This is a genomic window from Mycobacterium sp. H4Y (genome assembly GCF_000364405.1).
Lineage (GTDB): Bacteria > Actinomycetota > Actinomycetes > Mycobacteriales > Mycobacteriaceae > Mycobacterium > Mycobacterium intracellulare.
This window is the reverse complement of record NZ_AKIG01000001.1, coordinates 2,955,372-2,980,678: the sequence shown is the minus strand read 5'-3', so window position 1 is coordinate 2,980,678 and position 25,307 is coordinate 2,955,372. Positions and strand designations below refer to the sequence as shown.

At 70.4% G+C, this 25,307-nt stretch carries 29 protein-coding genes; 21 read left to right on the top strand and 8 right to left on the bottom strand.

Going from position 1 to position 25,307, the window contains the following annotated elements; translation table 11 throughout:
• Positions 1-23: 23 nt before the first annotated feature.
• On the bottom strand, positions 24-539 hold the full coding sequence (locus W7U_RS13080; RefSeq protein ID WP_008258611.1) for an amino-acid N-acetyltransferase: 516 nt from the start codon (positions 537-539) through the stop codon (positions 24-26).
• A 56-nt stretch (positions 540-595) separates the two neighbouring features.
• On the opposite strand from W7U_RS13080, the gene pgsA reads away from it, so the two are divergent.
• From pgsA to W7U_RS13060, 4 genes are all read left to right on the top strand, one after another.
• The gene (gene pgsA, locus W7U_RS13075; protein ID WP_008258610.1) at positions 596-1,186 is read left to right on the top strand and encodes a CDP-diacylglycerol--glycerol-3-phosphate 3-phosphatidyltransferase; all 591 of its coding nucleotides are present in this window, start codon (positions 596-598) and stop codon (positions 1,184-1,186) included.
• 116 nt (positions 1,187-1,302) lie between these two features.
• Positions 1,303-1,641, top strand: coding sequence for a transcriptional regulator ClgR (gene clgR, locus W7U_RS13070; RefSeq protein WP_008258609.1), 339 nt, complete (start codon positions 1,303-1,305; stop codon positions 1,639-1,641).
• A 134-nt stretch (positions 1,642-1,775) separates the two neighbouring features.
• Positions 1,776-2,603, top strand: coding sequence for a phage shock protein PspA (pspA, locus tag W7U_RS13065; protein ID WP_008258608.1), 828 nt, complete (start codon positions 1,776-1,778; stop codon positions 2,601-2,603).
• Between the two features lie 9 nt (positions 2,604-2,612).
• Positions 2,613-3,422: a hypothetical protein gene (locus W7U_RS13060; RefSeq protein ID WP_008258607.1), complete on the top strand. Its 810-nt coding sequence runs from the start codon at positions 2,613-2,615 to the stop codon at positions 3,420-3,422.
• On the opposite strand, the gene W7U_RS13055 is transcribed toward W7U_RS13060, so the two are convergent.
• Complete coding sequence (locus tag W7U_RS13055; RefSeq protein ID WP_014942570.1) at positions 3,419-3,817, bottom strand: DUF5313 domain-containing protein; 399 nt, start codon at positions 3,815-3,817, stop codon at positions 3,419-3,421. The two genes, W7U_RS13060 and W7U_RS13055, sit on opposite strands and share 4 nt — an antisense overlap.
• Before the next feature lie 14 nt (positions 3,818-3,831).
• The gene (locus tag W7U_RS13050) at positions 3,832-4,263 is read right to left on the bottom strand and encodes a limonene-1,2-epoxide hydrolase family protein (protein WP_009956010.1); all 432 of its coding nucleotides are present in this window, start codon (positions 4,261-4,263) and stop codon (positions 3,832-3,834) included.
• Positions 4,264-4,315: 52 nt separating this feature from the next.
• On the opposite strand from W7U_RS13050, the gene W7U_RS13045 reads away from it, so the two are divergent.
• The 3 genes from W7U_RS13045 to W7U_RS13035 are packed head-to-tail and all read left to right on the top strand — an operon-like array spanning position 4,316 to position 6,042.
• Positions 4,316-5,482 carry a glycosyltransferase gene (locus W7U_RS13045; RefSeq protein WP_008258604.1) on the top strand — a complete coding sequence of 389 codons (1,167 nt, stop codon included), beginning with the start codon at positions 4,316-4,318 and terminating at the stop codon, positions 5,480-5,482.
• 40 nt (positions 5,483-5,522) lie between these two features.
• Entirely contained in the window at positions 5,523-5,795 is a 273-nt protein-coding gene (locus tag W7U_RS13040; protein ID WP_026071291.1) for a hypothetical protein, read from the top strand.
• Positions 5,796-5,835: 40 nt separating this feature from the next.
• The gene (locus W7U_RS13035; protein ID WP_008258602.1) at positions 5,836-6,042 is read left to right on the top strand and encodes a DUF3046 domain-containing protein; all 207 of its coding nucleotides are present in this window, start codon (positions 5,836-5,838) and stop codon (positions 6,040-6,042) included.
• A 10-nt stretch (positions 6,043-6,052) separates the two neighbouring features.
• Here the strand turns inward: W7U_RS13035 and W7U_RS13030 are convergent, their stop codons facing one another.
• Positions 6,053-6,691: an NAD(P)H-dependent oxidoreductase gene (locus W7U_RS13030; RefSeq protein WP_008258599.1), complete on the bottom strand. Its 639-nt coding sequence runs from the start codon at positions 6,689-6,691 to the stop codon at positions 6,053-6,055.
• 34 nt (positions 6,692-6,725) lie between these two features.
• On the bottom strand, positions 6,726-7,385 hold the full coding sequence (locus W7U_RS13025; RefSeq protein ID WP_008258597.1) for a (2Fe-2S)-binding protein: 660 nt from the start codon (positions 7,383-7,385) through the stop codon (positions 6,726-6,728).
• Positions 7,386-7,614: 229 nt separating this feature from the next.
• Here W7U_RS13025 and recA point away from each other — a divergent pair, with 229 nt between their 5' ends.
• From recA to W7U_RS13005, 4 genes are read left to right on the top strand one after another with little or no spacing between them, the layout of a single operon-like run.
• Positions 7,615-8,667: a recombinase RecA gene (gene recA / locus W7U_RS13020; protein WP_008258595.1), complete on the top strand. Its 1,053-nt coding sequence runs from the start codon at positions 7,615-7,617 to the stop codon at positions 8,665-8,667.
• Entirely contained in the window at positions 8,633-9,154 is a 522-nt protein-coding gene (gene recX / locus W7U_RS13015) for a recombination regulator RecX (protein ID WP_008258586.1), read from the top strand. The genes recA and recX overlap by 35 nt, the downstream gene beginning before the upstream one ends.
• Before the next feature lie 51 nt (positions 9,155-9,205).
• A complete protein-coding gene (miaB, locus tag W7U_RS13010; RefSeq protein ID WP_085976510.1) occupies positions 9,206-10,744 on the top strand; it encodes a tRNA (N6-isopentenyl adenosine(37)-C2)-methylthiotransferase MiaB in 1,539 nt (512 codons plus the stop codon).
• A complete protein-coding gene (locus W7U_RS13005; RefSeq protein WP_008258581.1) occupies positions 10,741-11,349 on the top strand; it encodes a hypothetical protein in 609 nt (202 codons plus the stop codon). The genes miaB and W7U_RS13005 overlap by 4 nt, the downstream gene beginning before the upstream one ends.
• Here the strand turns inward: W7U_RS13005 and W7U_RS13000 are convergent.
• Complete coding sequence (locus tag W7U_RS13000) at positions 11,346-12,683, bottom strand: DUF349 domain-containing protein (protein ID WP_008258580.1); 1,338 nt, start codon at positions 12,681-12,683, stop codon at positions 11,346-11,348. The genes W7U_RS13005 and W7U_RS13000 overlap by 4 nt on opposite strands.
• A 403-nt stretch (positions 12,684-13,086) precedes the next feature.
• Between W7U_RS13000 and W7U_RS12995 the strand changes: the two genes are divergently transcribed.
• The 7 genes from W7U_RS12995 (at position 13,087) to W7U_RS12965 (ending at position 21,934) form a co-directional block, all read left to right on the top strand.
• Positions 13,087-14,061 carry a DMT family transporter gene (locus tag W7U_RS12995; RefSeq protein ID WP_014380607.1) on the top strand — a complete coding sequence of 325 codons (975 nt, stop codon included), beginning with the start codon at positions 13,087-13,089 and terminating at the stop codon, positions 14,059-14,061.
• Positions 14,062-14,102: 41 nt separating this feature from the next.
• On the top strand, positions 14,103-14,795 hold the full coding sequence (locus tag W7U_RS12990) for a hypothetical protein (RefSeq protein WP_008258576.1): 693 nt from the start codon (positions 14,103-14,105) through the stop codon (positions 14,793-14,795).
• An 8-nt stretch (positions 14,796-14,803) separates the two neighbouring features.
• On the top strand, positions 14,804-15,721 hold the full coding sequence (gene miaA / locus W7U_RS12985) for a tRNA (adenosine(37)-N6)-dimethylallyltransferase MiaA (protein ID WP_008258573.1): 918 nt from the start codon (positions 14,804-14,806) through the stop codon (positions 15,719-15,721).
• 4 nt (positions 15,722-15,725) lie between these two features.
• Positions 15,726-16,592 carry a diaminopimelate epimerase gene (gene dapF / locus W7U_RS12980; protein ID WP_008258572.1) on the top strand — a complete coding sequence of 289 codons (867 nt, stop codon included), beginning with the start codon at positions 15,726-15,728 and terminating at the stop codon, positions 16,590-16,592.
• Between the two features lie 52 nt (positions 16,593-16,644).
• On the top strand, positions 16,645-18,066 hold the full coding sequence (gene hflX / locus W7U_RS12975; RefSeq protein WP_008258571.1) for a GTPase HflX: 1,422 nt from the start codon (positions 16,645-16,647) through the stop codon (positions 18,064-18,066).
• A 121-nt stretch (positions 18,067-18,187) separates the two neighbouring features.
• Complete coding sequence (locus tag W7U_RS12970; protein WP_008258570.1) at positions 18,188-19,348, top strand: acyl-CoA dehydrogenase family protein; 1,161 nt, start codon at positions 18,188-18,190, stop codon at positions 19,346-19,348.
• A gap of 369 nt (positions 19,349-19,717) precedes the next feature.
• Positions 19,718-21,934, top strand: a complete 2,217-nt coding sequence (locus W7U_RS12965) for an LGFP repeat-containing protein (RefSeq protein WP_008258569.1) — start codon at positions 19,718-19,720, stop codon at positions 21,932-21,934.
• Positions 21,935-21,949: 15 nt separating this feature from the next.
• Here W7U_RS12965 and lexA read toward each other — a convergent pair whose 3' ends face one another.
• A complete protein-coding gene (gene lexA, locus W7U_RS12960) occupies positions 21,950-22,660 on the bottom strand; it encodes a transcriptional repressor LexA (protein ID WP_008258568.1) in 711 nt (236 codons plus the stop codon).
• Positions 22,661-22,952: 292 nt separating this feature from the next.
• Between lexA and W7U_RS12955 the strand changes: the two genes are divergently transcribed.
• From W7U_RS12955 to W7U_RS12945, 3 genes are all read left to right on the top strand, one after another.
• The gene (locus W7U_RS12955; protein ID WP_008258566.1) at positions 22,953-23,447 is read left to right on the top strand and encodes a LysM peptidoglycan-binding domain-containing protein; all 495 of its coding nucleotides are present in this window, start codon (positions 22,953-22,955) and stop codon (positions 23,445-23,447) included.
• Between the two features lie 152 nt (positions 23,448-23,599).
• Positions 23,600-24,064 (top strand): transcriptional regulator NrdR, encoded by a 465-nt coding sequence (nrdR, locus tag W7U_RS12950; protein WP_008258565.1) that lies wholly within the window; start codon positions 23,600-23,602, stop codon positions 24,062-24,064.
• Positions 24,065-24,098: 34 nt separating this feature from the next.
• Positions 24,099-24,584, top strand: a complete 486-nt coding sequence (locus W7U_RS12945; protein WP_008258564.1) for a peroxynitrite isomerase — start codon at positions 24,099-24,101, stop codon at positions 24,582-24,584.
• A 24-nt stretch (positions 24,585-24,608) separates the two neighbouring features.
• On the opposite strand, the gene W7U_RS12940 is transcribed toward W7U_RS12945, so the two are convergent.
• A complete protein-coding gene (locus W7U_RS12940; protein WP_008258563.1) occupies positions 24,609-25,295 on the bottom strand; it encodes a PhzF family phenazine biosynthesis protein in 687 nt (228 codons plus the stop codon).
• Positions 25,296-25,307: the final 12 nt, after the last annotated feature.

Here is a 25,307-nt window from a genome sequence, read left to right as displayed (position 1 = left end):
CGCGAGCGTGGAATTCCGGCCGGTTAGAGCACCAACAGCATCCGGGAGTTGCCGAGGATGTTCGGCTTGACGTAGCTCAGGTCCAGGAACTCGGCCACACCGATGTCGTAGGAGCGGCACATCTCCTCGAACACCTCGGCGGTGACGGGCGTGCCCTCGATCTCGGTGAACCCGTGCCGCGCGAAGAACTCCGTCTCGAACGTCAGCACGAACAGCCGCTTGAGCGCCAACTCGCGGGCGACCTCGAGCAGCCGGTCGACGATCGCGTGGCCGATGCCGTGGCCGGTCATCGCCGGGTTCACCGCGACGGTCCGCACCTCGCCGAGGTCGGCCCACAGCACGTGCAGCGCGCCGCAACCGACGACGCGGCCCTCGTGCTCGGCCACCCAGAACTCCTGAACGGCCTCGTAGAGCGTCACGAGGTTCTTTTCGAGCAGGATCTTGCCCGCGTAGGTGTCGACCAGTTGCTTGATGGCGGGAACGTCGGATGTTCGCGCTCGCCGCACCAGCGGCCGGTAGCCCTGTGGACTTGTGCTCACGGCTAACAGTATCGGCATCGGGAACGGCGACGCTGGTCAACGGTTATTCTGTTGCCGTGTCGGGGCAGCCGCAGACCGGTCCGGTGGTAGGCCGCGCGAACATCGCCAACCTCGCCAACACGCTGACGCTGCTGCGGCTGGTGCTGGTCCCGGTCTTTCTGCTCGCCCTGTTCGCCGGTGACGGCCAGGAGCCCGGCTTCCGGGTGGTGGCGTTCCTGATCTTCGCGGTGGCGTGCATCACCGATCGCCTGGACGGCCTGCTGGCCCGCAACTACGGCATGGCAACCGAATTCGGCGCGTTCGTCGACCCGATCGCGGACAAGACCCTGGTGGGATCGGCGCTGATCGGCCTGTCGATGCTCGGGGAGCTGCCGTGGTGGGTCACCGTGGTGATCCTGGTTCGCGAATTCGGGGTCACCGTGCTGCGGCTGGCCGTGATCCGCCGCGGCGTCATCCCGGCCAGCTGGGGCGGCAAGCTCAAGACCGTCGTTCAGGTGTTGGCCATCGGATTGTTCGTCCTGCCGCTGGGGGGACCGTTCCGGGTGGCCGCCGCGGTGGTGATGGGCGCGGCGATCGTGCTGACGGTGATCACCGGGATCGACTACGTGGTCTCGACCGTTCGGGAACTGCGCCGCACGAACGGCTGATTCTTTCGCCGCCGAGCGGGAACCAGACCGCCGCTGACGGCGTTCACCTAATGAGCACCTGCCGGAGCCAAACTGGCGACGTGCCGCGCAGGGCCGACTGGACGAAGGAGGGCGGGATGCCGCCATTGGTGCGCGAGGTGATCGGCGACGTGCTGCGCGAGGCCCGCACGACACAGGGCCGCACGCTGCGTGAGGTGTCCGATTCGGCGCGAGTGAGCCTCGGGTATCTGTCCGAGGTCGAGCGCGGCCGCAAGGAGCCGTCCAGCGAGCTGCTCAATGCGATCTGCGACGCGCTGGACGTCCCGTTGTCGTCGGTTCTCACCGACGCCGGTGAGCGGATGGCCGGCCAGGAACGGGCCCACGAGCGGGCGCCCGCCGACGCGGCCGCGGGCAGCAGCATCGACGTCAGCACCAAGGTCGTCATTCCGCCGGTGGCGACGCTCGCGCTGGCCTGAGTGCCGGTCGGCCGATGCCGCGCAAAGGGTGGGGCGATCGGCGCCGACCCACTAAATTGAGCGTCAGGCGCGCGGCCCGTCAGGGTCGATCCGGAACCATCCGGCCCCTCAGGAAGCGAAGGTGGAGCTAACTCATGGCCAATCCGTTCGTCAAGGCGTGGAAGTACCTCACGGCGCTGTTCAACGCGAAGATCGACGAGCACGCAGACCCCAAGGTGCAGATCCAGCAGGCCATCGAGGAGGCGCAACGCACGCACCAGGCGCTGACCCAGCAGGCCGCGCAGGTCATCGGCAACCAGCGGCAACTCGAGATGCGGCTCAACCGTCAGCTGGCGGACGTGGAAAAACTTCAGGTCAACGTGCGTCAGGCCCTGACGCTGGCCGACCAGGCCACCGCCGCCGGGGACGCCGCCAAGGCCACCGAATACAACAACGCCGCGGAGGCGTTCGCCGCCCAGCTGGTCACCGCCGAGCAAAGCGTCGAAGACCTCAAAACGCTGCACGATCAGGCGCTGAACGCGGCCGGACAGGCCAAGAAGGCGGTCGAACAGAACGCCATGGTGCTGCAGCAGAAGATCGCCGAGCGCACCAAGCTGCTCAGCCAGCTCGAGCAGGCCAAGATGCAGGAACAGGTCAGCGCCTCGCTGCAGTCGATGAGCGACCTGGCCGCCCCGGGCAACGTCCCCAGCCTCGACGAGGTGCGCGACAAGATCGAGCGCCGCTACGCCAACGCGATCGGGGCCGCCGAGCTGGCGCAGGGCTCGGTGCAGGGCCGGATGCTCGAGGTCGAGCAGGCCGGCGTGCAGATGGCCGGCCATTCCCGCCTCGAGCAGATCCGTGCCTCCATGCGCGGCGAGGCGCTGCCGACCGGGGGGACGCCCGCGGCGGGGACCACGCCCGCCACTCCGGCGCCGGCGGAGAGCGCCGGCGGTGCGGTCAGCGAGAAGCCACTTGGCCAGTAGTCCGGTCTCATGGCGGTGAACGCGCCGCGGCCCCGCCTGTGGCGCGCGCTGCTGCACCGCGGATTGGCCACCGCCGCCGACGTTTCCGACCTGGTGGCCCGCAAGATCAGCGCGGCCGCGGATCCGCGCGCACGCCAGCTGCGCCGTCGCCGCCGCGCGCTGCGGTGGGGCCTGATCTTCGCCGCCGGGTGCGCGTTGTGGGCGGTGGTGACGATCTTGCTCGCGGCCTGGGGATGGTTCGCGTTGCTGCTGGAGATCACCGGCGGGGTCGCGGTCGTCATGGCCATTCCGGCCACCTTGCTGCTGCTGCGCTACCGCTGGCTGCGGTCCGAGCCGCTGCCGGTACCGCGGACCACGACCGCGCGCCGGCTGCCGCCGCCGGGTTCGGCGGCGCGCCCCGCCATGTACGCGCTGGGCGCCTCCGAGCGGGGATTCTTCTCGCTGGTGGCCGTGCTGGAGCGGGGCGCGATGTTGCCGACGGCCGAGATCCGCGACCTGACCGCGGCCGCCACCAAGACCTCGGCGGCCATGGCGTCCACGGCCGCACAGGTGGTGTCGATGGAGCGGGCGGCGCAGGCCAGCGAACAGTCGCGGTCGTATCTGGTGCCCACCATTAACGCGTTCACCGCGCAACTGAGCGCCGGTGTTCGCCAATACAACGAAATGGTCACCGCCGCAGCGCAATTGGTGTCCTCGGCCAACGGTGACGGGCTCACCGAGTCGCAGCGCTACCGCGCGGAGCTGGCCGGGGCGACCGACCGCCTGCTCGGTTGGGCGCAGGCGTTCGATGAACTCGGCGGACTGCGCGGCGCCGGCTAGTCTTCCGGGCGCGGGCCGTAGCGCTCGATGTACGACTGGTGCATGCGGGCGTCGCGCTTGCGGGCCAACTCGTCGACCAACTCGGGATCCAGATCGTGCACGGCCAGCATGTGGCGCCGCCACACCTTGTTCAGCGCGTGCGAAAAGTACACAAACGGAATGAGAATCGGCAGCGTCATGCTCAGATGCACGTCGAGCGTCGTCGGGATCAGCCAGAACGGCGCCAGCACCACCACCGCCGGCACCGCCACGCGGCGCATCATCCGCGCGCTCGCGCCCTTGCCGGCCAGGTCGTTGCGCACCCAGTCGCGCATCGAGTCCGGTAGCCGGCCACCGCAGCAATAGCGGACGAACTGCCAGAAATTCGGCCGCGTGCGGGCGGCGTCCCGGTTTATCATCGTGCCCCCGCTCAGAACGCCGCTTTCAGCGACGGCACCACCAGCGCCGCCAGGCCGCGCGCGGTGGCCTTGAGCATGTCGAAGAAGTCAAAGTAGTCCCGCCACAGCGTGATTCGCCCGTTGTGCACCTCGAACACGCCGCACACCCAGAACTGCAGCCGCAGGGGGCCGAAGATCAGCGCGTCGGTGCGTTCGGTGAGCACCGCGCCGCCGTCGGCCGCGATGCGGTGGATCTTCACCTCGAAGGCCGCGCGGCCCTCCATCTGGCGAAACAGCTTCATGGCCCTGGCGCGGCCATGGATGGTGGGCAGGCCGACGTTTTCGTAGACGAGGTCGTCGGCCAAAGCGGCGTCGGCGGCCTCGTAATCGGCGTCCTGCAGCGCGTTCAGGAATCCCTCGACCGTGCGGGTGTTCGCCACGGTTGTCCCAGTCAGCTCGGTCATCTTGCCAGCGTAGGCGAGCGTGGCGGCCGTGCGCTGTGGCAGGGTGAACCCGATGCGTGTCGCCGTGGTCGCCGGGCCCGATCCCGGGCATTCGTTCCCGGCGATCGCGCTGTGCCGGCGCTTTGCCGAGGCGGGCGACGAGCCCACGCTGTTCACCGGCGCCGAATGGATCGACACCGCCCGCGGCGCCGGCATCGACGCCGTCGCGCTGGACGGGCTGGTGGCCACCGACGACGACGTCGACGCCGGGGCCAGGATCCACCGGCGCGCCGCGCGGATGGCCGTCCTCAACGTGCCCGCGCTGCGCGACCTGGCGCCCGACCTGGTGGTCTCCGACGTCATCACCGCGGGCGGCGGGATGGCCGCCGAGCTGTTGGGGATCCCGTGGATCGAGCTCAATCCGCATCCGCTGTACCTGCCGTCGAAGGGCCTGCCCCCGATCGGCAGCGGGCTCACGCCGGGGACCGGCATCCGGGGCCGGTTGCGCGACGCCGCGATGCGCGCGCTCACCGCGCGCTCCTGGCGGGCGGGCCTGCGGCAGCGCGCGGCGGTGCGCACCGAGATCGGCTTGCCGGCCGCCGACCCCGGTCCGCTGCGACGGCTGATCGCCACGCTGCCCGCGTGCGAGGTGCCCCGCCCGGACTGGCCGCCGGAGGCGGTGCTGGTGGGCCCGCTGCACTTCGAGCCGACCGACCGGGCGCTGGACATCCCCGCGGGGTCCGGGCCCGTGGTCGTGGTCGCGCCGTCGACCGCGTCGACCGGCACCGAAGGCCTGGCCGAGGTGGCGCTGGCCTGCCTGATACCGGGGGACACCCTGCCGCCGGGGGCGCGGGTGGTGGTCTCGCGGCTGGGCGGGGCGGAGCTGACGGTGCCGCCGTGGGCGGTGGCCGGGCTGGGCAGCCAGGCCGAGTTGCTGACGCACGCCGACGTGGTGATCTGCGGCGGCGGGCACGGCATGGTGGCCAAGACGCTGCTGGCGGGGGTGCCGCTGGTCGCGGTGCCCGGCGGCGGCGACCAGTGGGAGATCGCCAACCGGATCGTCCGCCAGGGCAGCGCGCGGCTGGTTCGTCCGCTGAGCGCCGACGCGCTGGTGGCCGCGGTCAACGACGTGCTGGCAGCGCCGGGCTACCGGGCCGCGGCGCGGCGGGCCGCCGCTAGCATCGCCGACGTCGCCGACCCGGTCGCAGTGTGCCACGACGCGCTGGCGGCGGCCGGATGACCCGCCCCGCACCGCCTTATGCTTCGGCGGGAGGCACGCAATGAGGATGATCACGGCGGTCACGGCCGGCGCCCTGCTGGCGGGGCCGGTGTTCGGGGCGGGCGTCGCGCGCGCCGACAGCCCCGAGGAGCAGCAGGCCTGTCAGTTGATGGACGATCCCGCCGCCGCCGAGCAGGGGCTCGCGCCGGCCGAATACGCCTTCATGCGACTGCGCGCCACGATGTCGGCGCAACACGCCCGCGACACCATGTCCCTCGCGGTCCAGGAGGACTGCCCGAATCACATCATCGACCTGCCGGCCAGCTGGCGGTGACCGGCGTCGCGCCCGGGTGTCCGATCCATGCCCGCTGGGTATGTTCACTGGCGTGCGGCTAACGGAGTTTCACGAGCGGGTGGTGCTGCGCTTCGGTTCCACCTACGGGTCATCGGTTTTGGTCGATCACGTGCTGACCGGTTTCGACGGCCGGACGGCCGCCCAGGCCATCGAGGAGGGCATCGAGCCCCGCGACGTCTGGCGGGCGTTGTGCGTCGACTTCGACGTGCCCCACGAGCAGTGGTGACTCGCGCGCGTTATTCGTATGCCGGATAAGGGTTTTGCCGCAGCACCGTGGCCAGGTGCACGGCATTGCGGGCCGCGTTGGCGGTGGCGGACGCGACCGCGTCCGGGACGTCGTCGAGGTCGGTGTAGTCCGTGCCCTGCATCGCCTCGCCGTTCCAGTAGGTGCAGCCCTGCGCGGCGATCGAGAACCCGATGTCGTTGAGCGCCTGAAAGAGGTCGGCCACGATCTTGTGCGCGCCGTCCTCGTTGCCGACGACCGCGGCCAGGGCCACCTTGCCCACCATTGCCGGGCGTCCCGCGTCGTCGGTGTCGGACAGCTCGGCATCCAGGCGCTCCAGGACGCGTTGCGCGACGCTGGACATGTGCCCGACCCAGGTGGGCGTCGACACGATGACGATGTCGGCCGCCTTGATCTTGGTCAGCACCGCCGGCCACTCGTCGCCCGGGCCCATGTCGGCCTCGACACCCGGCAGCAGCGCCAGGTCCACGCACCGCACCTTCTCGCCCTGGACGCCCGCGCCGCGCAGCTGATCGAGCAACTGGTCGGCGAGCAGGTCGCTGCTGGACGGCGCGGGGCTCTTCTTCAACGAGCAGACCAGCGCGAGGGCGCGCAGGGACGGTGCTGAGGTCGGGGCCATGGTGGGCCACATACCCCGGCGCGGCGGCACCAAACGGCGCCCGGCCCTACCGCGGCGTCCGGTGCAGCACGCAGTCGCCGCACAACGAGCCGTCGGGCAGGCGATAGAACAGGCAGCAGCTGCGGCGCCGGAAGCCCAGCCGCGGGCCGGTGATCACGCCGGATCCGGCCAGCACGCCGGTGTCCAGCAGGGACCGGGTGGTCTCGGTGATCGCGCGGCGCAGGTCGGGCCGCGCCGTCAGCAGCGCCCGCGCGGCGCCCACCAGCGCGGAGGCGATGTTGCCCGCGAGCAGCGCCGGCGCCAGCTTGACCCGCAGGCCGGCGGCGAGCGGGCGCATGTGCTCGCTCACCACGGCGCGATACAGCGCGTCCGGTGAATCGGCGGGCATCCCGACGGGTCGGGGCAGTCGTAGCTGCGCGCCGTCGTCGGCGCGTTGCAGGTCGTCGAGCCGGGGGAGGACGCCGTGGCCGATCGCGCACGCGAGCACCGGCGACCACAGCCGGGTGGCGTGGCCGAGGTGAACCAGCGAGGCGCCGATCCGCAGGTCGGTCGTGCGGTAGCGCCGGGCGGTGGCGTCGATCAGGTCGACGCAGCCGTCGGCGTAGGACTGGGTGACCGGATGCCATCCCGCCGCGTCGCCGCCGACGGTCAGGGCGAAAAAGCTTCCATAGGAAGCCGTTTCGGCCAGCTCGGTGGAGATGTCCATCGCGTCGCGCCCGCCTCTTGAGGAAATCCGCCGCGAAGCCCCGTCGACGCCTTTCGGTGGCCGATGTTGCCACACGCGATGGCGATGAACGGCGTGTCAGACTTGAATCGAACACCTGTTCGGCTAGTGTGGGGAGCGTTCGGCCAGTCAACTTGTCGGTGGGCTTCTCTAGTGTCACCGCCAACCGACCGATACCGGTCAGACGAACACCGACTATAGGAGAGACACCATGGCGCAAGCCCCCGATCGCGAGAAGGCTCTCGAACTGGCGATGGCCCAGATCGAAAAGAGCTACGGCAAAGGCTCGGTAATGCGTCTCGGCGACGAGATGCGCCAGCCGATCTCGGTCATCCCGACCGGATCCATCGCACTGGACGTGGCCCTGGGCATCGGCGGCCTGCCCCGCGGCCGGGTCGTGGAGATCTACGGCCCGGAATCCTCGGGTAAGACCACCGTCGCCCTGCACGCCGTGGCCAACGCCCAGGCCGCCGGCGGCGTCGCGGCCTTCATCGACGCCGAGCACGCCCTGGACCCGGAGTACGCCAAGAAGCTCGGCGTGGACACCGATTCCCTGCTGGTCAGCCAGCCCGACACGGGGGAGCAGGCCCTCGAGATCGCCGACATGCTGATCCGCTCCGGCGCCCTGGACATCCTGGTCATCGACTCGGTGGCGGCGCTGGTGCCGCGCGCGGAGCTCGAAGGCGAGATGGGGGACAGCCACGTCGGCCTGCAGGCCCGGCTGATGAGCCAGGCGCTGCGGAAAATGACTGGCGCGCTGAACAATTCGGGCACCACCGCGATCTTCATCAACCAGCTGCGCGAGAAGATCGGCGTGATGTTCGGCAGCCCCGAGACCACCACGGGCGGAAAGGCGCTGAAGTTCTACGCCTCGGTGCGCATGGACGTTCGCCGGATCGAGACCCTCAAGGACGGCACCAACGCGGTGGGTAACCGCACCCGGGTCAAGATCGTCAAGAACAAGGTGTCGCCGCCGTTCAAGCAGGCCGAGTTCGACATCCTCTACGGCCGGGGCATCAGCCGGGAAGGCTCGCTGATCGACATGGGGGTGGATCAGGGCTTCATCCGCAAGTCCGGTTCCTGGTTCACCTATGAGGGCGAGCAGCTCGGCCAGGGCAAGGAGAACGCCCGCACCTTCTTGATGGAGAACGACGAAGTGGCCAACGAGATCGAGAAGAAGATCAAGGAAAAGCTCGGCATTGGCGCGGTCGTGACCGATGACTTGTCCGATGACAGCGTCCTGCCCGCCCCCGTCGATTTCTGATCCCTCCCGCGAGGAGCAGGCGCGGGCGCTGTGCCTGCGCCTGCTCACCGCGAGAGCGCGCACCCGGGCCGAGCTGCGCGGCCGGCTGGCCAAGCGGGGCTATCCCGACGACGTCAGCGAGCGGGTGCTCGACCGGTTGGCCTCCGTCGGCCTGATCGATGACACCGACTTCGCCCAGCAGTGGGTGCGGTCCCGCCGCGCGCACGCCGGAAAGAGCAAGCGCGCCTTGGCCGCCGAGTTGCACACCAAGGGCGTCGACAACGAGGTGATCACCACCGTGCTGGCCGGCATCGACGCCGGCGCCGAGCGGGATCGGGCCGAACAGCTGGTCCGGTCCAAGCTGCGCCGCGAGACGCTCAGCGACGACGACGCGCGGGTGACGCGGCGGCTGGTGGGGATGCTGGCGCGCCGCGGCTACAGCCAGAACCTGGCGTGCGAGGTGGTGTTCGCCGAGCTGGCCGCCGAGCGGGAGCGCCGCCGCGTCTAGGCGGTGACGTGCGGTTTCACCCGCGCCGACCGCCCGCCGTACCATGGCCCCGTGACTTCGACGGTGCGAGAGGCGGTGGCGCGGGGCGCCGCACCGGCGCGCACCTACCAGGTCCGCACCTACGGCTGCCAGATGAACGTCCACGATTCCGAGCGGCTGGCGGGCCTGCTGGAGGCGGCCGGATACCAGCGGGCGGCCGAGGACGCCGACGCCGACGTGGTGGTGTTCAACACCTGCGCGGTCCGCGAGAACGCCGACAACAAGCTCTACGGCAACCTCAGCCACCTGGCCCCGCGCAAGCGCGACGATCCCGAGATGCAGATCGCGGTCGGGGGCTGCCTGGCGCAAAAGGACCGGGACGCGTTGCTGCGCAAGGCGCCGTGGGTCGACGTCGTCTTCGGCACCCACAACATCGGGTCGCTGCCCACGCTGCTCGAGCGGGCCCGGCACAACAAGGTCGCCCAGGTCGAGATCGCCGAGGCGCTGCAGGAGTTCCCGTCGTCGCTGCCCAGCGCCCGCGAATCCGCTTACGCCGCTTGGGTTTCCATCTCGGTCGGGTGCAACAACAGCTGCACGTTCTGCATCGTGCCGTCGCTGCGGGGCAAGGAGGTCGACCGCAGCCCCGACGACATCCTGGCCGAGGTCGCCTCGCTGGTGGACGACGGCGTGCTCGAGGTCACGCTGCTGGGCCAGAACGTCAACGCCTACGGGGTGTCCTTCGCCGATCCCGCGCTGCCGCGCGACCGCGGGGCCTTCGCCCGCCTGCTGCGCGCCTGCGGCGAGATCGACGGGCTGGAGCGGGTGCGGTTCACCTCGCCGCACCCGGCCGAATTCACCGACGACGTCATCGAGGCCATGGCGCAGACGCCGAACGTGTGCCCCGCCCTGCACATGCCGCTGCAATCCGGGTCCGACCGGGTGCTGCGCGCGATGCGGCGCTCGTATCGCGCCGAGCGCTACCTCGGCATCATCGACCGCGTCCGGGCGGCGATGCCGCACGCCGCCATCACCACCGATCTGATCGTCGGGTTCCCGGGTGAGACCGAGGACGATTTCGCCGCCACGCTGGACGTCGTGCGCCGGGCCCGGTTCTCGGCCGCCTTCACCTTCCAGTACTCCAAGCGGCCCGGCACCCCCGCCGCCGACCTCGACGGTCAGCTACCGAAAGCCGTTGTGCAGGAACGCTATGAGCGGCTGGTCGCGCTGCAGGAGGAGATCTCGCTGCAGGGCAACCAGGCCCTGGTCGGCCAGACCGTCGAACTGCTCGTCGCCACCGGCGAGGGGCGCAAGGACACCGCCACCGCCCGGATGAGCGGGCGGGCGCGCGACGGCCGGCTGGTTCACTTCGCCGTCGGCGACGCGGCCCGCGGGTCCGCCGACACCCGGCCGCGCCCCGGCGACGTCATCACCACGATGGTCACCGGGGCCGCACCCCACCACCTCATCGCCGACGCGGGCATCCTGACCCACCGCCGCACCCGGGCGGGTGACGCGCACGCCGCAGGGCGGCGCCCGCGCGGCATCGGCCTGGGCATGCCCGCCGTCGGTCCGCCCGTCGGCCCGGCCCAACCCCTGGGATGTGCACGATGAAAAAAGACGACACACAACTTGGCGCCCTGCGCACCGAGATCGAGGCCGCCGAACGCCGGGTGGCGCGCGGGATCGACCCCGGCCCACGGGGCTTCTTCGTGTCGATCCTGGTGTTCGTGCTGCTCGGGTCGTTCATCCTGCCGCACACCGGCGATGTGCGCGGCTGGGACGTGCTGTTCGGGAGCCACGGCGCCGGCGCGGCCGCGGTCGCGCTGCCGTCGCGGGTGTTCGCCTGGCTGGCGCTGGTCTTCGGCGTGGGCTTTTCGATGCTGGCGCTGGTGACCCGGCGCTGGGCGCTGGCCTGGGTTGCGCTCGCCGGCTCGGCGATCGCGGGCGCGGCGGGCATGCTGGCGATCTGGTCGCGTCAGACCGTGGCCGCGGGGCACCCGGGGCCGGGGTGGGGCCTGATCGTCGCCTGGATCACCGTGCTGCTGCTCATCTATCACTGGGCGCGCGTGGTGTGGCAGCGGACCATCGTGCAGCTCGCCGCCGAGGAGCAGCGCCGCCGCGCCGCCTCCCAGCAGCAGTCGACCTCGCTGCTGGACGACCTGGACCGCCCGCGTGACGATCCCGGAAGCGGTACCGGATCGGGCGGCGGCAGCTAGGACTTGCGGCTCAGGGCCTCCACGGCCGCCTGCGCCCACTGCCGCCACTGTTCGGCGTTGGCTTTGGCCTCTTCGGCCTCTTTGGCCCGGCCCGCCGCCGCGGCCTTCTGGGCCTGCTGTTCGTATTGCTCGGCGCGCGCCTGGAATTGCTCGGCCCGGGCCTGCGCCTGGGGATCCGACCAATCCGCCTCGCCGGCGTCGCGCACCTTCTTCTCGACCGCGCGCAGCCGGCGCTCCAGCTCGGCGGTGCGCTCCCGCGGGACCTTGCCGATCGCGTCCCACTTCTCGACGATCGAGCGCAGCGCCGCCCGAGCGGCGTCGTGATTGCTGGTGTCCAGCTTTTCGGCCTCCGCCAGCAGCGCCTCTTTGGCCGTCGCGTTGGCGCGGAACTCCGCGTCCTTTTCCGCGGTCGCCGCGTTGCGGGCGGTGAAGAACACGTCCTGGGCGGCCTTGAAGCGCCGCCACAGCGCGTCGTCGACCTCCCGGGTCGCCCGCCCGGCCGCCTTCCATTCGGTGAGCAACTTGCGAAACTCCGCGCTGGTGGCGGTCCAGTCGGTCGAATCGGAGAGTTCCTCGGCCCGCTCGCACAGCCGTTCCTTGGCCTGGCGGATTCCCGAGCGTTCCCGATCCAACTCGGCGAAATGCGCTCCCCGCCGCCGGTTGAAGGCCTCGCGGGCCGCGGAATAGCGCTTCCACAACGCGTCGTCCACCTTGCGGTCCAGGCCGGTGATGGTCTTCCACTCGTCGAGGATCGCGCGCAGCCGGTCGCCGGCGGCCTTCCATTGCGTCGAGGTGGCGGCCAACTCCTCGGCCTCGGCGGCCAGCGCCTCCTTGCGGGCGGTCTGGGCGGCCCGATGTTCCTCGCGCCGGGAGCGGTCCGCGGCGACGGTCGCCTCGGCGTGTTCGGCGATGCTGGCCAGCCGGGTGGCCAAAGCGTCGATATCGCCCAGCACGGCGGCCGTCGGCAGCGTCTCGGCCAGCTCGGACGCGTGCGCCTTGATCTTGCGCGCGTCCCCGGTGCCCGAGGCCAGCCGCTCCTCCATCAGCGTGACCTCGGTGGCGAGGTCGTCGAATCGCCGGCCGAAGTGGGCGAACGCCGCTTCGCGGTCACCGGCCTGCCAGGAGCCCACGATCCGCTCGCCGGCGGCGCTGATCAGCCACACCGTGCCGTCGTCGTCCACGCGCCCGAACTGGTGCGGATCGCTGGGTGGGGGCGGCACCACGACCGGGTGAGCGGCCGGCCGCGACCCCGAGCCCGCGGGCCGCGGACCGGGACGCGGCCCCGGACGCGGCACCGGCCGGGCCGATTCGTCGCGAGGCTGGTCAGCCGTCATGCGCTCGTCACTACCCTTTCGCAAACCTTCCGCGCGGTTGGCGTACCGCGCGCCTGCCGCGCGTAGCGGCACCGTTCTTGCATCTGCGGACGTCCCACCCGGGTTTTCCCAGCAGGCGCCTAACAGTATTCAAGCAGCTTGCGCGACCACACGCCGCCACCTTGGTATTCGGGGCGGGGAACCGGGGCGGCCGCCTCGGCTCGCGCTACCTGTGATGTTCTCTTAGAGTTATCCAAGCGGTCACATAGATTGCTGAAGTAATAATCGAAGGATCGCCCGCGGCGCGGCCGGACGTGTGAAACGTCATAGATTTGTATCTGAACTGAACGCGAAATGTGCGTGTATTTGCTTGCGCCCCGGGGAAAGCTGGGTCGGACGGTCGTGAGCTCTGGGGGTCGGGGATATGTCGAAAGTTGATGTCGCAGCGTTGATTGCCTTGTGCGCGGCGCTGGCATCGGCGATCGGCGACGTGATCCGTCAGCGCTCCGCGCACGAGATCACCGACAAGCAGGTCGGGCACCTCGAACTGTTCCGCATGTCGCTGCGCGACGCGCGATGGTGGCTCGGCGGCATGGCCGCGGTCACCAATTACAGCCTGCAGGCCGCCGCCCTGGCGTGGGGCTCGGTGGTCATGGTGACCGCCCTGCAGGTGACCGCGCTGCTGTTCGCGCTCCCGATCTACGCGCGGCTCGCCCATCATCGGGTCAAGCCGCGGGAATGGATCTGGGCGCTGGTCCTGGCGGCCGGGCTGGCGGTGGTCATCATCGTCGGCGACCCGGAGTCCGGCCACCAGCGCGCGCCGCTGCAGACCTGGATCATCGTGGCCCTGGTCATGGCGCCGCTGCTGGTGGGCTGCGTGGTGGCCGCACGAATCTGGTCCGGCAGCCCGTTCGCGGCGGTGCTGCTCGCGGTGGTGGCGGGGTCCTCGCTGGCGCTGTTCGCGGTGTTGACCAAGGGCATCGTCGAGATGTCCGAGCACGGCGTCGCGCGCGTGCTGACCTCGCCGGAGTTCGTGCCCTGGCTGCTGGTGGCGCTGGCCGGGATGATCTTCCAGCAATCGGCATTCCGCGCCGGCACGCTGACCGCGTCGCTGCCGACGATGACGGTCGCCAAGCCGGTGGTCGCGGGGCTGCTCGGAGTGCTGGTGCTGGGCGAGACGGTCAACGCCAGCGGGGCCGAGTCGTTCGTGCTGGTCGCCGCGGTGTCGGTGGTGATCGTCGCGACCATCGCGCTGGCGCGCGGCGAGGCCGCCGCCGTCGACCGGACCGAATCCGGTGGGGGCGCACCGCGAAGAAAGCGGGCCCGGGACGCATCCGCCGAAGAGAGCCTCGGTCCCTACGGCGAGTGCCTGGTGGTCGCCGACGGCCCACGCTGCTGACTGGTTCGCTGGTGGCGGCCCGATCACGTTAGTTTGGTGGCGTGCTGAGCGCCATTGCCATCGTCCCGTCGGCGCCGGTGCTTGTTCCCGAACTTGCCGGGGCGGCCGCCGCCGAGGTGGCCGATCTGGTCGCGGCGACGCTCGCGGCGGCCGCGTTGCTGCCCGAACGCTGGGTGATCATCGGGACCGGCTCCGCCGACGAGGAATTCGGTCCCGACGCCGCGGGCACGTTCGCGGGTTTCGGAGTTGACGTGCGTGTCCGGTTGTCACCGCAGGACGGCGACGAGCCCGAGCCACTGGCACTCCCGGTGTGCGCGCTGCTGGGCGGCTGGGTGCGCGGCCGGGCGCAGCCGCAGGCCAGCGCGCGGGTCCGCGTCTACCGCGGCGACCACGGCGCCACCGCGGCGCTTCGCCGCGGCCGCGAACTGCGAACCGAGATCGACCGGCTGCCCGAGCCGATCGGGGTGCTGGTCGTCGCCGACGGCGCCAACACCTTGACCCCGTCCGCCCCCGGCGGACACCACCCGGACAACGCGCCCGCGCAAGAGGCCCTCAACGACGCGCTCGCCGACGGCGACGTGGCGGCGCTGACCCGCCTGCCGCCCCAGATCCTGGGGCGGGTCGCCTTTCAGGTGCTGGCCGGCCTGGCCGAGCCGGGGCCCCGATCCGCCAAGGAGCTGTACCGGGGGGCGCCCTACGGGGTGGGATACTTCGCCGGCGCCTGGCAGCTGTGACGGTGGCCGTGCGACCACTGGCCATCATCGGTCCCACCGGAACGGGCAAGTCGCAGCTGGCCCTCGACATCGCGGAGCGGCTGGGCGCACAGATCGTGAACGCCGACGCGATGCAGCTGTATCGGGGCATGGACATCGGCACCGCCAAGCTGCCCGTCGACGCGCGCCGCGGCATTCCGCATCACCAGCTCGACGTCCTCGACGTCACCGAGACCGCGACCGTCGCCCGCTATCAGCAAGCCGCCGCCGCGGACATCGAGGCGATCGCGGCCGCCGGCGCGGTGCCCATCATCGTGGGCGGCTCCATGCTCTACATCCAGTCACTCCTCGACGACTGGTCGTTTCCCGCCACCGATCCCGCCGTGCGCGCACGCTGGGAGCGGCGGCTGGGCGAGGTCGGGGTGGGGGAGCTGCACGCGGAGCTGGCCCGTCGCGACCCCGCCGCGGCCGCATCGATCCTGCCCACCGACGCGCGCCGCACGGTGCGGGCCCTGGAAGTGGTGGAACTGACCGGCCGGCCGTTCGCCGCCTCCGCGCCCCGGATCGGCGCCCCGCGATGGGACACCGCCATCATCGGATTGGACTGTGACACAACGATTCTCGATGACCGGCTGGCCAAGCGGACCGACGCCATGTTCGACCAGGGCCTGGTCGGGGAGGTCACCGCCCTGCTCGAGCACGGCCTGCGCGACGGGGTCACCGCCTCGCGAGCCCTGGGCTACGCGCAGGTGATCGCGGCGCTCGACGACGGTGGCGGCCCGGATCGACTCCGCGAGGCCAGGGAGCAGACGTTCGTGGGCACCCGCCGCTACGTGCGACGGCAGCGCTCGTGGTTCCGGCGCGACCACCGGGTGCAGTGGCTCAACGCCGACGATCGCGCCGGGCTCGTCGACGGCGCGGTACGCGCGTGGCGGCACGTATCCTGAACTGGTGAAATTCGCAAAGGGCCACGGCACCCAGAACGACTTCGTGGTGCTGCCCGACCCGGCGGCCGAGCTGAGCCTGACCGGGTCCCGGGTGGCCGCCCTCTGCGACCGGCGACGCGGGCTGGGCGCCGACGGGGTGCTGAGGGTCACCACGGCCGGCGCCGCCGCCGCGGCCGGCGTGCTGGACCGGTTGCCCGACGGTGTGGCCGCCGACGACTGGTACATGGACTACCGCAACGCCGACGGGTCCATCGCCCAAATGTGCGGCAACGGCGTGCGGGTCTTCGCCCACTACCTGCGCGCGAGCGGGCTGGAGGACCGCGACGATTTCGTCGTCGGGTCGCTGGCCGGCCCCCGGCCGGTCAGCGTGCATCGCGTCGACGGGACCACCGCCGACATCAGCGTCGACATGGGCAAGGCCAACACGCTCGGCCCGGGCGACGCCGTCCTGGGCGGGCGGCGATTTTCCGGCGTGGCGATCGATGTGGGCAATCCCCACTTGGCCTGCGTCGACCCCGACCTGACCGTCGACGCGCTGGCCGCGCTGGACGTGGCCGCGCCGGTCAGTTTCGACCCCGCCCAATTCCCGGACGGGGTGAACGTCGAGATCCTCACCGCACCGGACGCCGGGGCGGTGCACATGCGCGTCCACGAGCGGGGGGTCGGCGAAACACGCTCGTGTGGCACCGGAACGGTCGCGGCCGCGGTCGCCGCGCTGGCCGGCACCGGGGCGGACACCGGCACGCTGACCGTCCGGGTGCCGGGCGGCGAGGTCGTCGTCACCATCACCGACGCCACCAGCTACCTGCGGGGGCCGTCGGTACTGGTGGCCCACGGAGAAATCAGCGAGGAATGGTGGCGCGCACAGTAGCGTTAATTCAGATGCACGCCACCGACTTTGCGTGCATCATCTCTTATTGCCTATGACACATCCCGAATTTCGCGATCACGCGGTCACGGAGCCCAGCACGGGCGAACTCGCCCTCGAGGATCGGTCGGCGCTGCGCCGCGTCGCCGGCCTGTCCACCGAGCTCGCCGACGTCACCGAGGTCGAATACCGCCAGCTTCGGCTGGAGCGGGTCGTCCTGGTGGGCGTGTGGACCGACGGCACCGCCGCCGACAGCCAGGCCAGCATGGCCGAGCTGGCCGCCCTCGCCGAGACGGCCGGCTCCCAGGTGCTCGAAGGGCTCATCCAGCGCCGCGACAAGCCCGACCCGTCGACCTACATCGGCTCGGGTAAGGCCGCCGAACTGCGCGAGGTGGTGCTGGCGACCGGCGCCGACACCGTCATCTGCGACGGTGAGCTGTCCCCGGCTCAGCTGACCGCGCTGGAGAAGGCGGTGAAGGTCAAGGTCATCGACCGCACCGCGCTGATCCTGGACATCTTCGCCCAGCACGCCACGAGCCGGGAGGGCAAGGCGCAGGTGTCGCTGGCCCAGATGGAATACATGCTGCCTCGGCTGCGCGGTTGGGGTGAGTCGATGTCGCGGCAGGCCGGTGGCCGCGCCGGCGGCAGCAGGGGAGGCGTGGGCCTGCGCGGTCCCGGTGAGACCAAGATCGAGACCGACCGGCGGCGCATCCGCGAGCGGATGGCGAAGCTGCGCCGCGAGATCAAGGACATGAAGCAGGTCCGCGACACCCAGCGCAGCCGCCGGTTGCACAGCGACGTGCCGTCGATCGCCATCGTCGGCTACACCAACGCCGGCAAGTCCAGCCTGCTCAACGCGCTGACGGGCGCCGGGGTGCTGGTGCAGGACGCGCTGTTCGCCACCCTGGAGCCCACCACGCGGCGCGCCGAGTTCGACGAAGGACGTTCGTTCGTGCTCACCGACACCGTCGGGTTCGTCCGGCACCTGCCCACCCAGCTCGTCGAGGCCTTCCGCTCCACCCTGGAGGAGGTCGTCGACGCCGACCTGCTGGTGCACGTCGTCGACGGCTCCGACGTCAACCCGCTGGCGCAGATCAATGCGGTCCGACAGGTGGTCACCGACGTCATCGCCGACCATGACGGCGCGCCCCCGCCCGAGCTGCTGGTGGTGAACAAGGTCGACGCCGCAAGCGATTTGGCGTTGGCCAAGCTCCGCCACGCGCTGCCGGGCGCGGTGTTCGTCTCCGCGCGCACAGGCGAGGGCATCGACGGCCTGCGCCGCCGCATCGCCGAGCTGGCCGTGCCCGCCGACACGGCCGTGGACGTGGTGATCCCGTATCACCGCGGGGACCTGGTGGCCCGCCTGCACGCCGACGGACGCGTCCAGCACGAGGAGCACGACGCCGAGGGCACCCGGATCAAGGCCCGGGTCCCGGTCGCCTTGGCCGGCCGGCTGCGCGAGTTCGCCGCCCGCTGAGCCGTCGGCCGTAGCGGCCGATTCCCCAGCGCACCGCCGGCGCCGACCCGCCAGCTGCCGACCAACCGTCCGGTTGGTATATGTTGGGCTGCAGAAATCACCGTCGCCGGAGGTCAATTCCATGAGCAGCGCCATCAAATACCAGCGCACTCTTTTCGAGCCAGAGCACGACCTGTTCCGCGAGTCCTACCGGGCCTTCCTCGAGCGCCACGTCGCGCCGTACCACGACGAGTGGGAGAAGGCGAAGATCGTCGACCGCGGCGTGTGGCTCGAGGCCGGCAAGCAGGGCTTCCTGGGCATGGCGGTGCCCGAGGAGTACGGCGGCGGGGGTAACCCGGATTTCCGGTACAACACGATCATCACCGAGGAGACCACCGCCGGTCGCTACAGCGGCATCGGTTTCGGCCTGCACAACGACATCGTGGCGCCGTACCTGTTGGCGCTGGCGACCGAGGAGCAAAAGCAGCGCTGGCTGCCGAAATTCTGCACCGGAGAACTGATTACGGCGATCGCGATGACCGAGCCGGGCACCGGCAGCGACCTGCAGGGCATCAAGACCCGCGCGGTCAAGCAGGGCGACCACTACGTGCTCAACGGTTCAAAGACGTTCATCACCAACGGGATCAACTCCGACCTGGTCATCGTCGTCGCGCAGACCGATCCGGACAAGGGCGCCCAGGGCTTCTCCCTGCTCGCCGTCGAGCGTGGGATGGAAGGCTTCGAGCGCGGACGGCACCTGGACAAGATCGGGCTCGACGCGCAGGACACGGCCGAGCTGTCGTTCACCGACGTGAAGGTGCCGGCCGAGAACCTGCTGGGCCAAGAGGGCATGGGGTTCATCTACCTCATGCAGAACCTGCCCCAGGAGCGGATCTCGATCGCCATCATGGCCGCCGCGGCGATGGAGCAGGTGCTGGAGCAGACGCTGCAATACACCAAGGAGCGCAAGGCTTTTGGCAAGCCGATCGGCAGCTTCCAGAACAGCCGCTTCGTGCTCGCCGAGCTGGCGACCGAGGCGACCGTGGTGCGCATGATGGTCGACGAATTCGTTCGCCTGCACCTGGACCACAAGCTGACCGCCGAGCAGGCCGCAATGGCCAAGTGGTACTGCACCGAAAAGCAGGTGCACCTGATCGACCGCTGCCTGCAGCTGCACGGCGGCTATGGTTACATGCGCGAATACCCGGTCGCCCGTGCCTATCTGGACGCCAGGGTACAAACCATCTACGGCGGCACGACCGAAATCATGAAGGAAATCATCGGCCGCAGCCTCGGCGTATAGCTTTTCGTTTAACGGATCGTCGTCCAGTCGGCGAACGCCCCGCGGGCCGCGGTGGCCGCGCTCGATTGATGAAATCCCGGCCGGCTTTGGGCGCGATATGCGCCGACGCATGGATGGTCGCGATTCGGCCGTGGCCCGGCATCATTTCGACATCGGTGTGGTATCCCTTTTTGTAAAATTCGTGATTTGACTTCGCATTTCTTGTTGGCTGGAGCAAAGTTATGCGAGCCCGGCGATAAGGCGGATCGTGAGCGGGTCCATTCCCCGCGGAAGAACGGCCCGTTTCGCCGGTTATGCAGGTAAGGGCATAGCCGCAGATAGAGCCGTATCCGGAGGCTGGAAGGCTTGGTGAAGGTGCACAGAGGTCACATGCGCAAGCTGATCGGAAGCGCGCTGGTCAGCCTGACGACCACAGCACTAGCCGCCGTATTGCTGGCGCCCGTCGCCACCGCGAGCCCGATAGGTGACGCCGAAGCGGCGATGATGGCCGCGTGGGAGAAGGCCGGCGGCGACACGTCCCCGCTCGGCCCCCGCAAGGGTGACGTGTACCCCGCCGGGGAGGGGTTCGCCCTGGACTTCGACGGCGGCAAAATGTTCTTCACCCCGGCCACCGGGGCCAAATTCGCCTACGGGCCCATCCTGGAGAAATACGAGATGCTGGGCGGGCCGGCCGGTAGCGATCTGGGTTTCCCGGCCATCAGCGAAGTTCCGGGCCTGGCGGGCCCCGACAGCCGGGTGATCACCTTCTCGGCCACCGACAAGCCGGTCATTTTCTGGACACCCGAGCACGGCCCGTACGTGGTGCGCGGCGCCATCAACTCCGCCTGGGACAAGCTGGGCAGCTCGGGCGGGGTGCTCGGTGTTCCGGTCGGCGACGAGACCTACAACGGCGAGGTGTCCTCGCAGAAGTTCAGCGGCGGCCAGGTTTCGTGGAACCGGCAGACCAAGCAGTTCACCACCGAACCGCCGGGGCTGGCCGACCAGTTGAAGGGCCTGCAGGTGGCGATCGATCCCACCGCGGCCATCAACATGGCCTGGCGGGCGGCCGGGGGGCCCAACGGACCGCTGGGTGCCAAGCAGGGCGGGCAGACCCCCATCGGCGGTGACGGCATCGTCCAGAACTTCGCCGGCGGCAAGGTGTTCTTCACCCCGGCGACCGGCGCGAACGCGCTCGAGACCGACATCCTGGCCAAATACGAGTCGCTCGGCGGGCCCGTCGGCAGCGGCCTCGGATTCCCCGTCACCAACGAAACCGAGGGTGGCATCGGCCCGTCCAGCCGGATCTGCACCTTCTCGGCCGCCGACAAACCGGTGATCTTCCGGACCGCCGAGCACGGCGCGTTCGTCGTGCGCGGGGCGATGAAGGCCGCCTGGGACAAACTGCGCGGTCCGGCCGGCAAACTGGGGGCGCCCGCCGGCGACCAGGCCGTGGACGGTGACGTGATCTCGCAGCAGTTCACCGGCGGCAAGATTTCGTGGAACCGGGCGAAGAACACGTTCAGCACCGACCCGGCCAACCTGGCGCCGTTGTTGAGCGGCCTTCAGGTCTCGGGCCAGAACCAGCCGAGCAGTTCGGCCATGCCGTCACACGCCGACAAGTTCGGCTGGCATTCGTGGTGGTGGCTGGCCGCCATTCCGGTCCTGGTGCTGCTGGTGGTGGTGGCGTGGGCGCTGTTCGGATGGCGCCGGCGCCGCTCCGGCGCGGACGGTGCCGCCGGGTATGCGCCCGACCAGGGGTATGACGCGCCCTGGGGCCCGGAGGACCCCGACCTCGCGACCGAGCATTTCGCGCCGAGTGGGCCGCGCGAACCCGAGCAGCCGACCGATGCCGCGGCCACCGCGCGGGTCAGCTGGCAGCGTCAGGCGCCGTCGGAGAGCGACTACGGCGTCGAGCAGGAAGACCCCGACGCGATCGACACCGACTCCATCCCCGTCGTCTCGGAGGAGATGCTGGCGGAGGCCGACTATCCCGATGCCGAGGCCGATTACACCGACTACACCGACGCCGTTCCCGAGGTCGCCGAGGCCGAGACCGCCGACGATGCCGCCTACGTCGACGCCGACTACGCCGACGCCGGCTATCCGGACGACGAGTACGCCGACGACGAGTATCCCGACGTCGCCGTTGCGCACACGCCGCCGGATGCCGACGCCGTCACCGGTGCCCTGGAAGCCGCCGCGCCCGAGGATGAGTATCCCGACGTCGCGGTCCCTGAGGCGGAAGTCGAACCCGAGGACGATGTCGCCGCGGAGCCCGACGTGTCCGGGGCCCCCGAGGCCGGGGCGGTCGGCGCAGGCGCGGCCGGGGCCTTCGTCGCCGCGCAGCGATCCGGCGGTCGGCACGCCGCCGCGGACGACGCCGAGGACGGCTCGGAGAACGGGCTGGCGGGCCCGGACGGGCGCCCGACCATCCACCTGCCACTCGACGACCCGTACCAGGCGCCCGACGGCTACCCGATCAAGGCGAGCGCCCGGTACGGCCTGTATTACACGCCCGGCAGCGACCTGTACCAGGACACGCTGCCCGAGATCTGGTTGTCCAGCGAAGAGGTCGCGCTGGCCAACGGCTTCACCCGGGCCGACTAGCGGGGCCGCCGGCCGCTAGACCTTGCGGATCACCGTGACGACCTTGCCCAGCACGGTCGCGTCGTTTCCCGGGATGGGGTCGAACGCCGGGTTGTGCGGCATCAGCCACACCTGACCGCCGGCGCGTTTGAACGTCTTGACGGTGGCCTCGCCGTCCAGCATCGCCGCGACGATGTCGCCGTTGTCGGCGACGTTCTGCTGGCGCACGACGACCCAGTCGCCGTCGCAGATCGCGGCCTCCACCATCGAGTCGCCCACCACTTTGAGCAGGAACAGCGTGCCCTCGCCGACCAGCTCGCGCGGCAGCGGGAACACGTCTTCGACGGCTTCCTCGGCCAGGATGGGTCCACCGGCCGCGATCCGCCCGAGAACCGGGACGAACGTGGGTTCCGGCAACGCATCCGACCCGGCCACCTCGGTGGCGGGCGCGGCCACGTCGTCGTCGGCGCCGCGGACATCGACCGCCCGGGGCCGGTTGGGGTCGCGGCGCAAATACCCCTTGCGTTCCAGCGTGCGCAGCTGGTGCGCCACCGAGGACGTCGACGTCAGCCCGACGGCGTCGCCGATCTCCCGGATGCTCGGGGGATAGCCGCGGCTGGTCACCGAGGCGCGAATGACATTCAAAATGGTGCGCTGCCGCTCGGTCAGCGCGGAGTCCACGGAGTGCAGCCGGCCGTCCGCCGCGGCCGGGCCGGTGTTCGGGGAAGTGTCGTTGCTGTCGCCCATGGCACTGAATGTAGCCGCACCGCCGACAAGAATCAAACATGTGTTCGACTGGCGTGTCGCCCGGGCGTCCCGGGCCGGAAAAGCGCCGCCATCGGCCGAATCACAAATGTGTAACTCTTGCCGAGACCGGGTATTTGTGCCTCGTGACAGTGGTAGAGGCCGACGGAGTTGTCGGTGGTGTGATCTAGCGTTTTGCTCGTGCGACACGCTTCGCTCAAATGTTCGGGTTTCGAACACACAAGCGATTAGAGTCGAACACACGAGCGAGAGCTAGTTGACCGGAGGAACGCAGATGACAGTCATCCACACGCTTGCGCCGCGCACCAGCAGTCTTCGGCGCCCGGTCAACGGACCGGTTCAGGGCGTTCGGTACGGCAGGGACGGCCTGGCCCGCTCGCGGCGCCCCGCGCCGTCGCGGCCCGCGGGCGCCCCGACGCGCTACTACGGCACCGGGGTCGCGATGTCTGTCGCTCCGCACCGCAGGCGCGCCGTCACCTGGGCGACGACGGTTGGTCTGGCACTCGCCGCCGGGGCGATCACGCTGTGGCTGGGCCTCGTCGCGAACGTGGGGCAGGCGCTCAACGGCGACTCGACGAATTCGGCCGCCCCCGTCCCGAACCGGCTCGCCGTCGTGCGGGTCGACGCGGGGGAGTCGCTGCAGGATGTCGCTCACCGCGTGGCCCCCGACGCGCCGGCCGCCGCGGTGGCCGATCGCATCCGTGAGCTCAACGACCTGAACTCGCCGACGCTGGTTGCCGGCCAAACGCTGATCGCCCCGATCGGCTGACGGTCGTTGTGTCCCAACGGTTCCGGCCCGTGAGGTGCGCGGCCCGCGTGGCGCCGCCCCAGGGAGGGCGGCTCCGTTAGCCGTGCAGGTCAGCGCACGGGTACGCTCAAAGTTCTGCGGTACCCGGTTGTCGGCACGGTGAAGGAGCGGTCATGCACTGTCCCTTCTGCCGCCATCCGGATTCCCGGGTGATCGACTCGCGCGAAACCGACGAGGGGCAGGCCATCCGGCGTCGCCGATCGTGCCCCGAATGCGGAAAGCGTTTCACCACCGTGGAAACCGCGGTCCTGGCGGTGGTCAAGCGCAGCGGCGTCACCGAGCCCTTCAGCCGGGAAAAGGTCATCAGCGGAGTCCGCCGGGCCTGCCAGGGCCGCCAGGTGGACGACGACGCGCTGAATCTGCTGGCCCAGCAGGTCGAAGACACCGTGCGCGCCGTGGCCTCCCCGGAGGTCCCCAGCCACGAGGTCGGCCTGGCCATCCTCGGGCCGCTGCGCGATCTCGACGAGGTGGCGTACTTGCGGTTCGCGTCCGTGTACCGCTCCTTCGAGTCCGCCGACGACTTCGAGCGCGAGATCCAGGCGCTGCGCGAGCACCGCGGAGTGGCCACGCCGGGCTGACGGATCCCGCCGGGGGGCCCGCTAGGCTCGGTGCATGCCCCCTGAGTTGCATCCCGACCTGGCGGCCCTGGCCCCGCTCCTCGGCACGTGGGTCGGCCAGGGCGCGGGCAAGTACCCGACGATCCCGCCGTTCGACTACCTCGAAGAAGTCACGTTCGCCCATGTGGGCAAACCCTTTTTGGCCTACGCCCAGAAAACCAAGGCGGTGGCCGACGGCAAGCCGCTACACGCCGAGACGGGATACCTTCGCGTGCCGCAGCCGGGCCACGTCGAGCTGGTGCTGGCCCACCCGAGCGGCATCACCGAGATCGAGGTCGGCACCTATTCGGTCACCGGCGACCTCATCGACATGCAGATGTCCACCACGGCGGTGGGCCTAACGCCTACCGCCAAAGAGGTGACGGGACTTGGGCGTTGCTTCCGCATCGACGGCGATGAGCTGTCCTACACGGTGCAGATGGGTGCGGTCGGCCAGCCGCTGCAGGACCACCTGGCCGCGGTGTTGCACCGGCAGCGCTGAGCGTGCGACCGCCGGCGGCCGTGGTCAGTCCAACTGTCGCACACCGTCGTTGACCACCCGACCGGCCACCGCGACCCAGCCCTCGGGGCTCCAGGTGGTTTCGATGACCGAGCCGTTGCCCTGGGTGATCCGCAGGTTTTGGCTCAGGTAGTCGGTGATGCGCATCGCGGCCGAACCGGTCGCCTCGTCTTCGGCCACACCGAGGTTGGCGGCGAACATGCGCACCCGCAGCGCCCCGGCGGCCCGGTCGGTCCAGGCCCACAGGTAGTGCGCCGTGTCGTCGGGGAAGTCCGTCGGGTCGGCGGCGAGAACATCGTCGGCCGAAGCGAATTCGTGCAGCGCGAACTCGGGCGCCCATTCCGCGCGGGCGCTGATGCGGGTGTGGTGTTCGTCGTAGCCCACCTGCACGATCCCCGCCGGTATCTGCAACGTGTTGACCGGCCGACCGTTCTCCCGCAGCCACCACGAGGCGCCGACCGTCGGGTGCCCGGCGAACGGCAGCTCGGTCCGGGGCGTGTAAATGGTGGCGTGCGCGGTCGCGGAGCCCGCGGCCGGACGGTCGACGAAAACCGTTTCGCTGTAGCCCAATTGGGTCGCCACCCGTTGCCGGTCCGCGACCCCGACCTCAGCGGCATCAACCACGCCGAGCGGATTGCCGAAATTGCCGTCCGCGTCGGTGAACACCCGCAACACCGTGACGTCGATACCCATGGCCCGACTGTA

Excerpts from the sequence above, each read along its gene's own strand:
- W7U_RS12965 (WP_008258569.1), top strand. The coding sequence starts at position 19,718 with ATGCGCAAGCTGATCGGAAGCGCGCTGGTCAGCCTGACGACCACAGCA.
- W7U_RS13025 (WP_008258597.1), bottom strand. The coding sequence starts at position 7,385 with ATGGACATCTCCACCGAGCTGGCCGAAACGGCTTCCTATGGAAGCTTT.
- recA (WP_008258595.1), top strand. The coding sequence starts at position 7,615 with ATGGCGCAAGCCCCCGATCGCGAGAAGGCTCTCGAACTGGCGATGGCC.
- W7U_RS13030 (WP_008258599.1), bottom strand. The coding sequence starts at position 6,691 with ATGTGGCCCACCATGGCCCCGACCTCAGCACCGTCCCTGCGCGCCCTC.
- lexA (WP_008258568.1), bottom strand. The coding sequence starts at position 22,660 with ATGGGCGACAGCAACGACACTTCCCCGAACACCGGCCCGGCCGCGGCG.
- clgR (WP_008258609.1), top strand. The coding sequence starts at position 1,303 with ATGCCGCCATTGGTGCGCGAGGTGATCGGCGACGTGCTGCGCGAGGCC.
- W7U_RS13000 (WP_008258580.1), bottom strand. The coding sequence starts at position 12,683 with ATGACGGCTGACCAGCCTCGCGACGAATCGGCCCGGCCGGTGCCGCGT.
- pspA (WP_008258608.1), top strand. The coding sequence starts at position 1,776 with ATGGCCAATCCGTTCGTCAAGGCGTGGAAGTACCTCACGGCGCTGTTC.
- W7U_RS12955 (WP_008258566.1), top strand. The coding sequence starts at position 22,953 with ATGACAGTCATCCACACGCTTGCGCCGCGCACCAGCAGTCTTCGGCGC.
- nrdR (WP_008258565.1), top strand. The coding sequence starts at position 23,600 with ATGCACTGTCCCTTCTGCCGCCATCCGGATTCCCGGGTGATCGACTCG.
- W7U_RS13050 (WP_009956010.1), bottom strand. The coding sequence starts at position 4,263 with ATGACCGAGCTGACTGGGACAACCGTGGCGAACACCCGCACGGTCGAG.
- W7U_RS12940 (WP_008258563.1), bottom strand. The coding sequence starts at position 25,295 with ATGGGTATCGACGTCACGGTGTTGCGGGTGTTCACCGACGCGGACGGC.
- W7U_RS13005 (WP_008258581.1), top strand. The coding sequence starts at position 10,741 with ATGAAAAAAGACGACACACAACTTGGCGCCCTGCGCACCGAGATCGAG.
- W7U_RS12945 (WP_008258564.1), top strand. The coding sequence starts at position 24,099 with ATGCCCCCTGAGTTGCATCCCGACCTGGCGGCCCTGGCCCCGCTCCTC.
- W7U_RS12970 (WP_008258570.1), top strand. The coding sequence starts at position 18,188 with ATGAGCAGCGCCATCAAATACCAGCGCACTCTTTTCGAGCCAGAGCAC.
- W7U_RS12995 (WP_014380607.1), top strand. The coding sequence starts at position 13,087 with ATGTCGAAAGTTGATGTCGCAGCGTTGATTGCCTTGTGCGCGGCGCTG.
- recX (WP_008258586.1), top strand. The coding sequence starts at position 8,633 with ATGACAGCGTCCTGCCCGCCCCCGTCGATTTCTGATCCCTCCCGCGAG.
- W7U_RS13035 (WP_008258602.1), top strand. The coding sequence starts at position 5,836 with ATGTTCACTGGCGTGCGGCTAACGGAGTTTCACGAGCGGGTGGTGCTG.
- W7U_RS13060 (WP_008258607.1), top strand. The coding sequence starts at position 2,613 with ATGGCGGTGAACGCGCCGCGGCCCCGCCTGTGGCGCGCGCTGCTGCAC.
- hflX (WP_008258571.1), top strand. The coding sequence starts at position 16,645 with ATGACACATCCCGAATTTCGCGATCACGCGGTCACGGAGCCCAGCACG.
- W7U_RS13045 (WP_008258604.1), top strand. The coding sequence starts at position 4,316 with ATGCGTGTCGCCGTGGTCGCCGGGCCCGATCCCGGGCATTCGTTCCCG.
- W7U_RS13040 (WP_026071291.1), top strand. The coding sequence starts at position 5,523 with ATGAGGATGATCACGGCGGTCACGGCCGGCGCCCTGCTGGCGGGGCCG.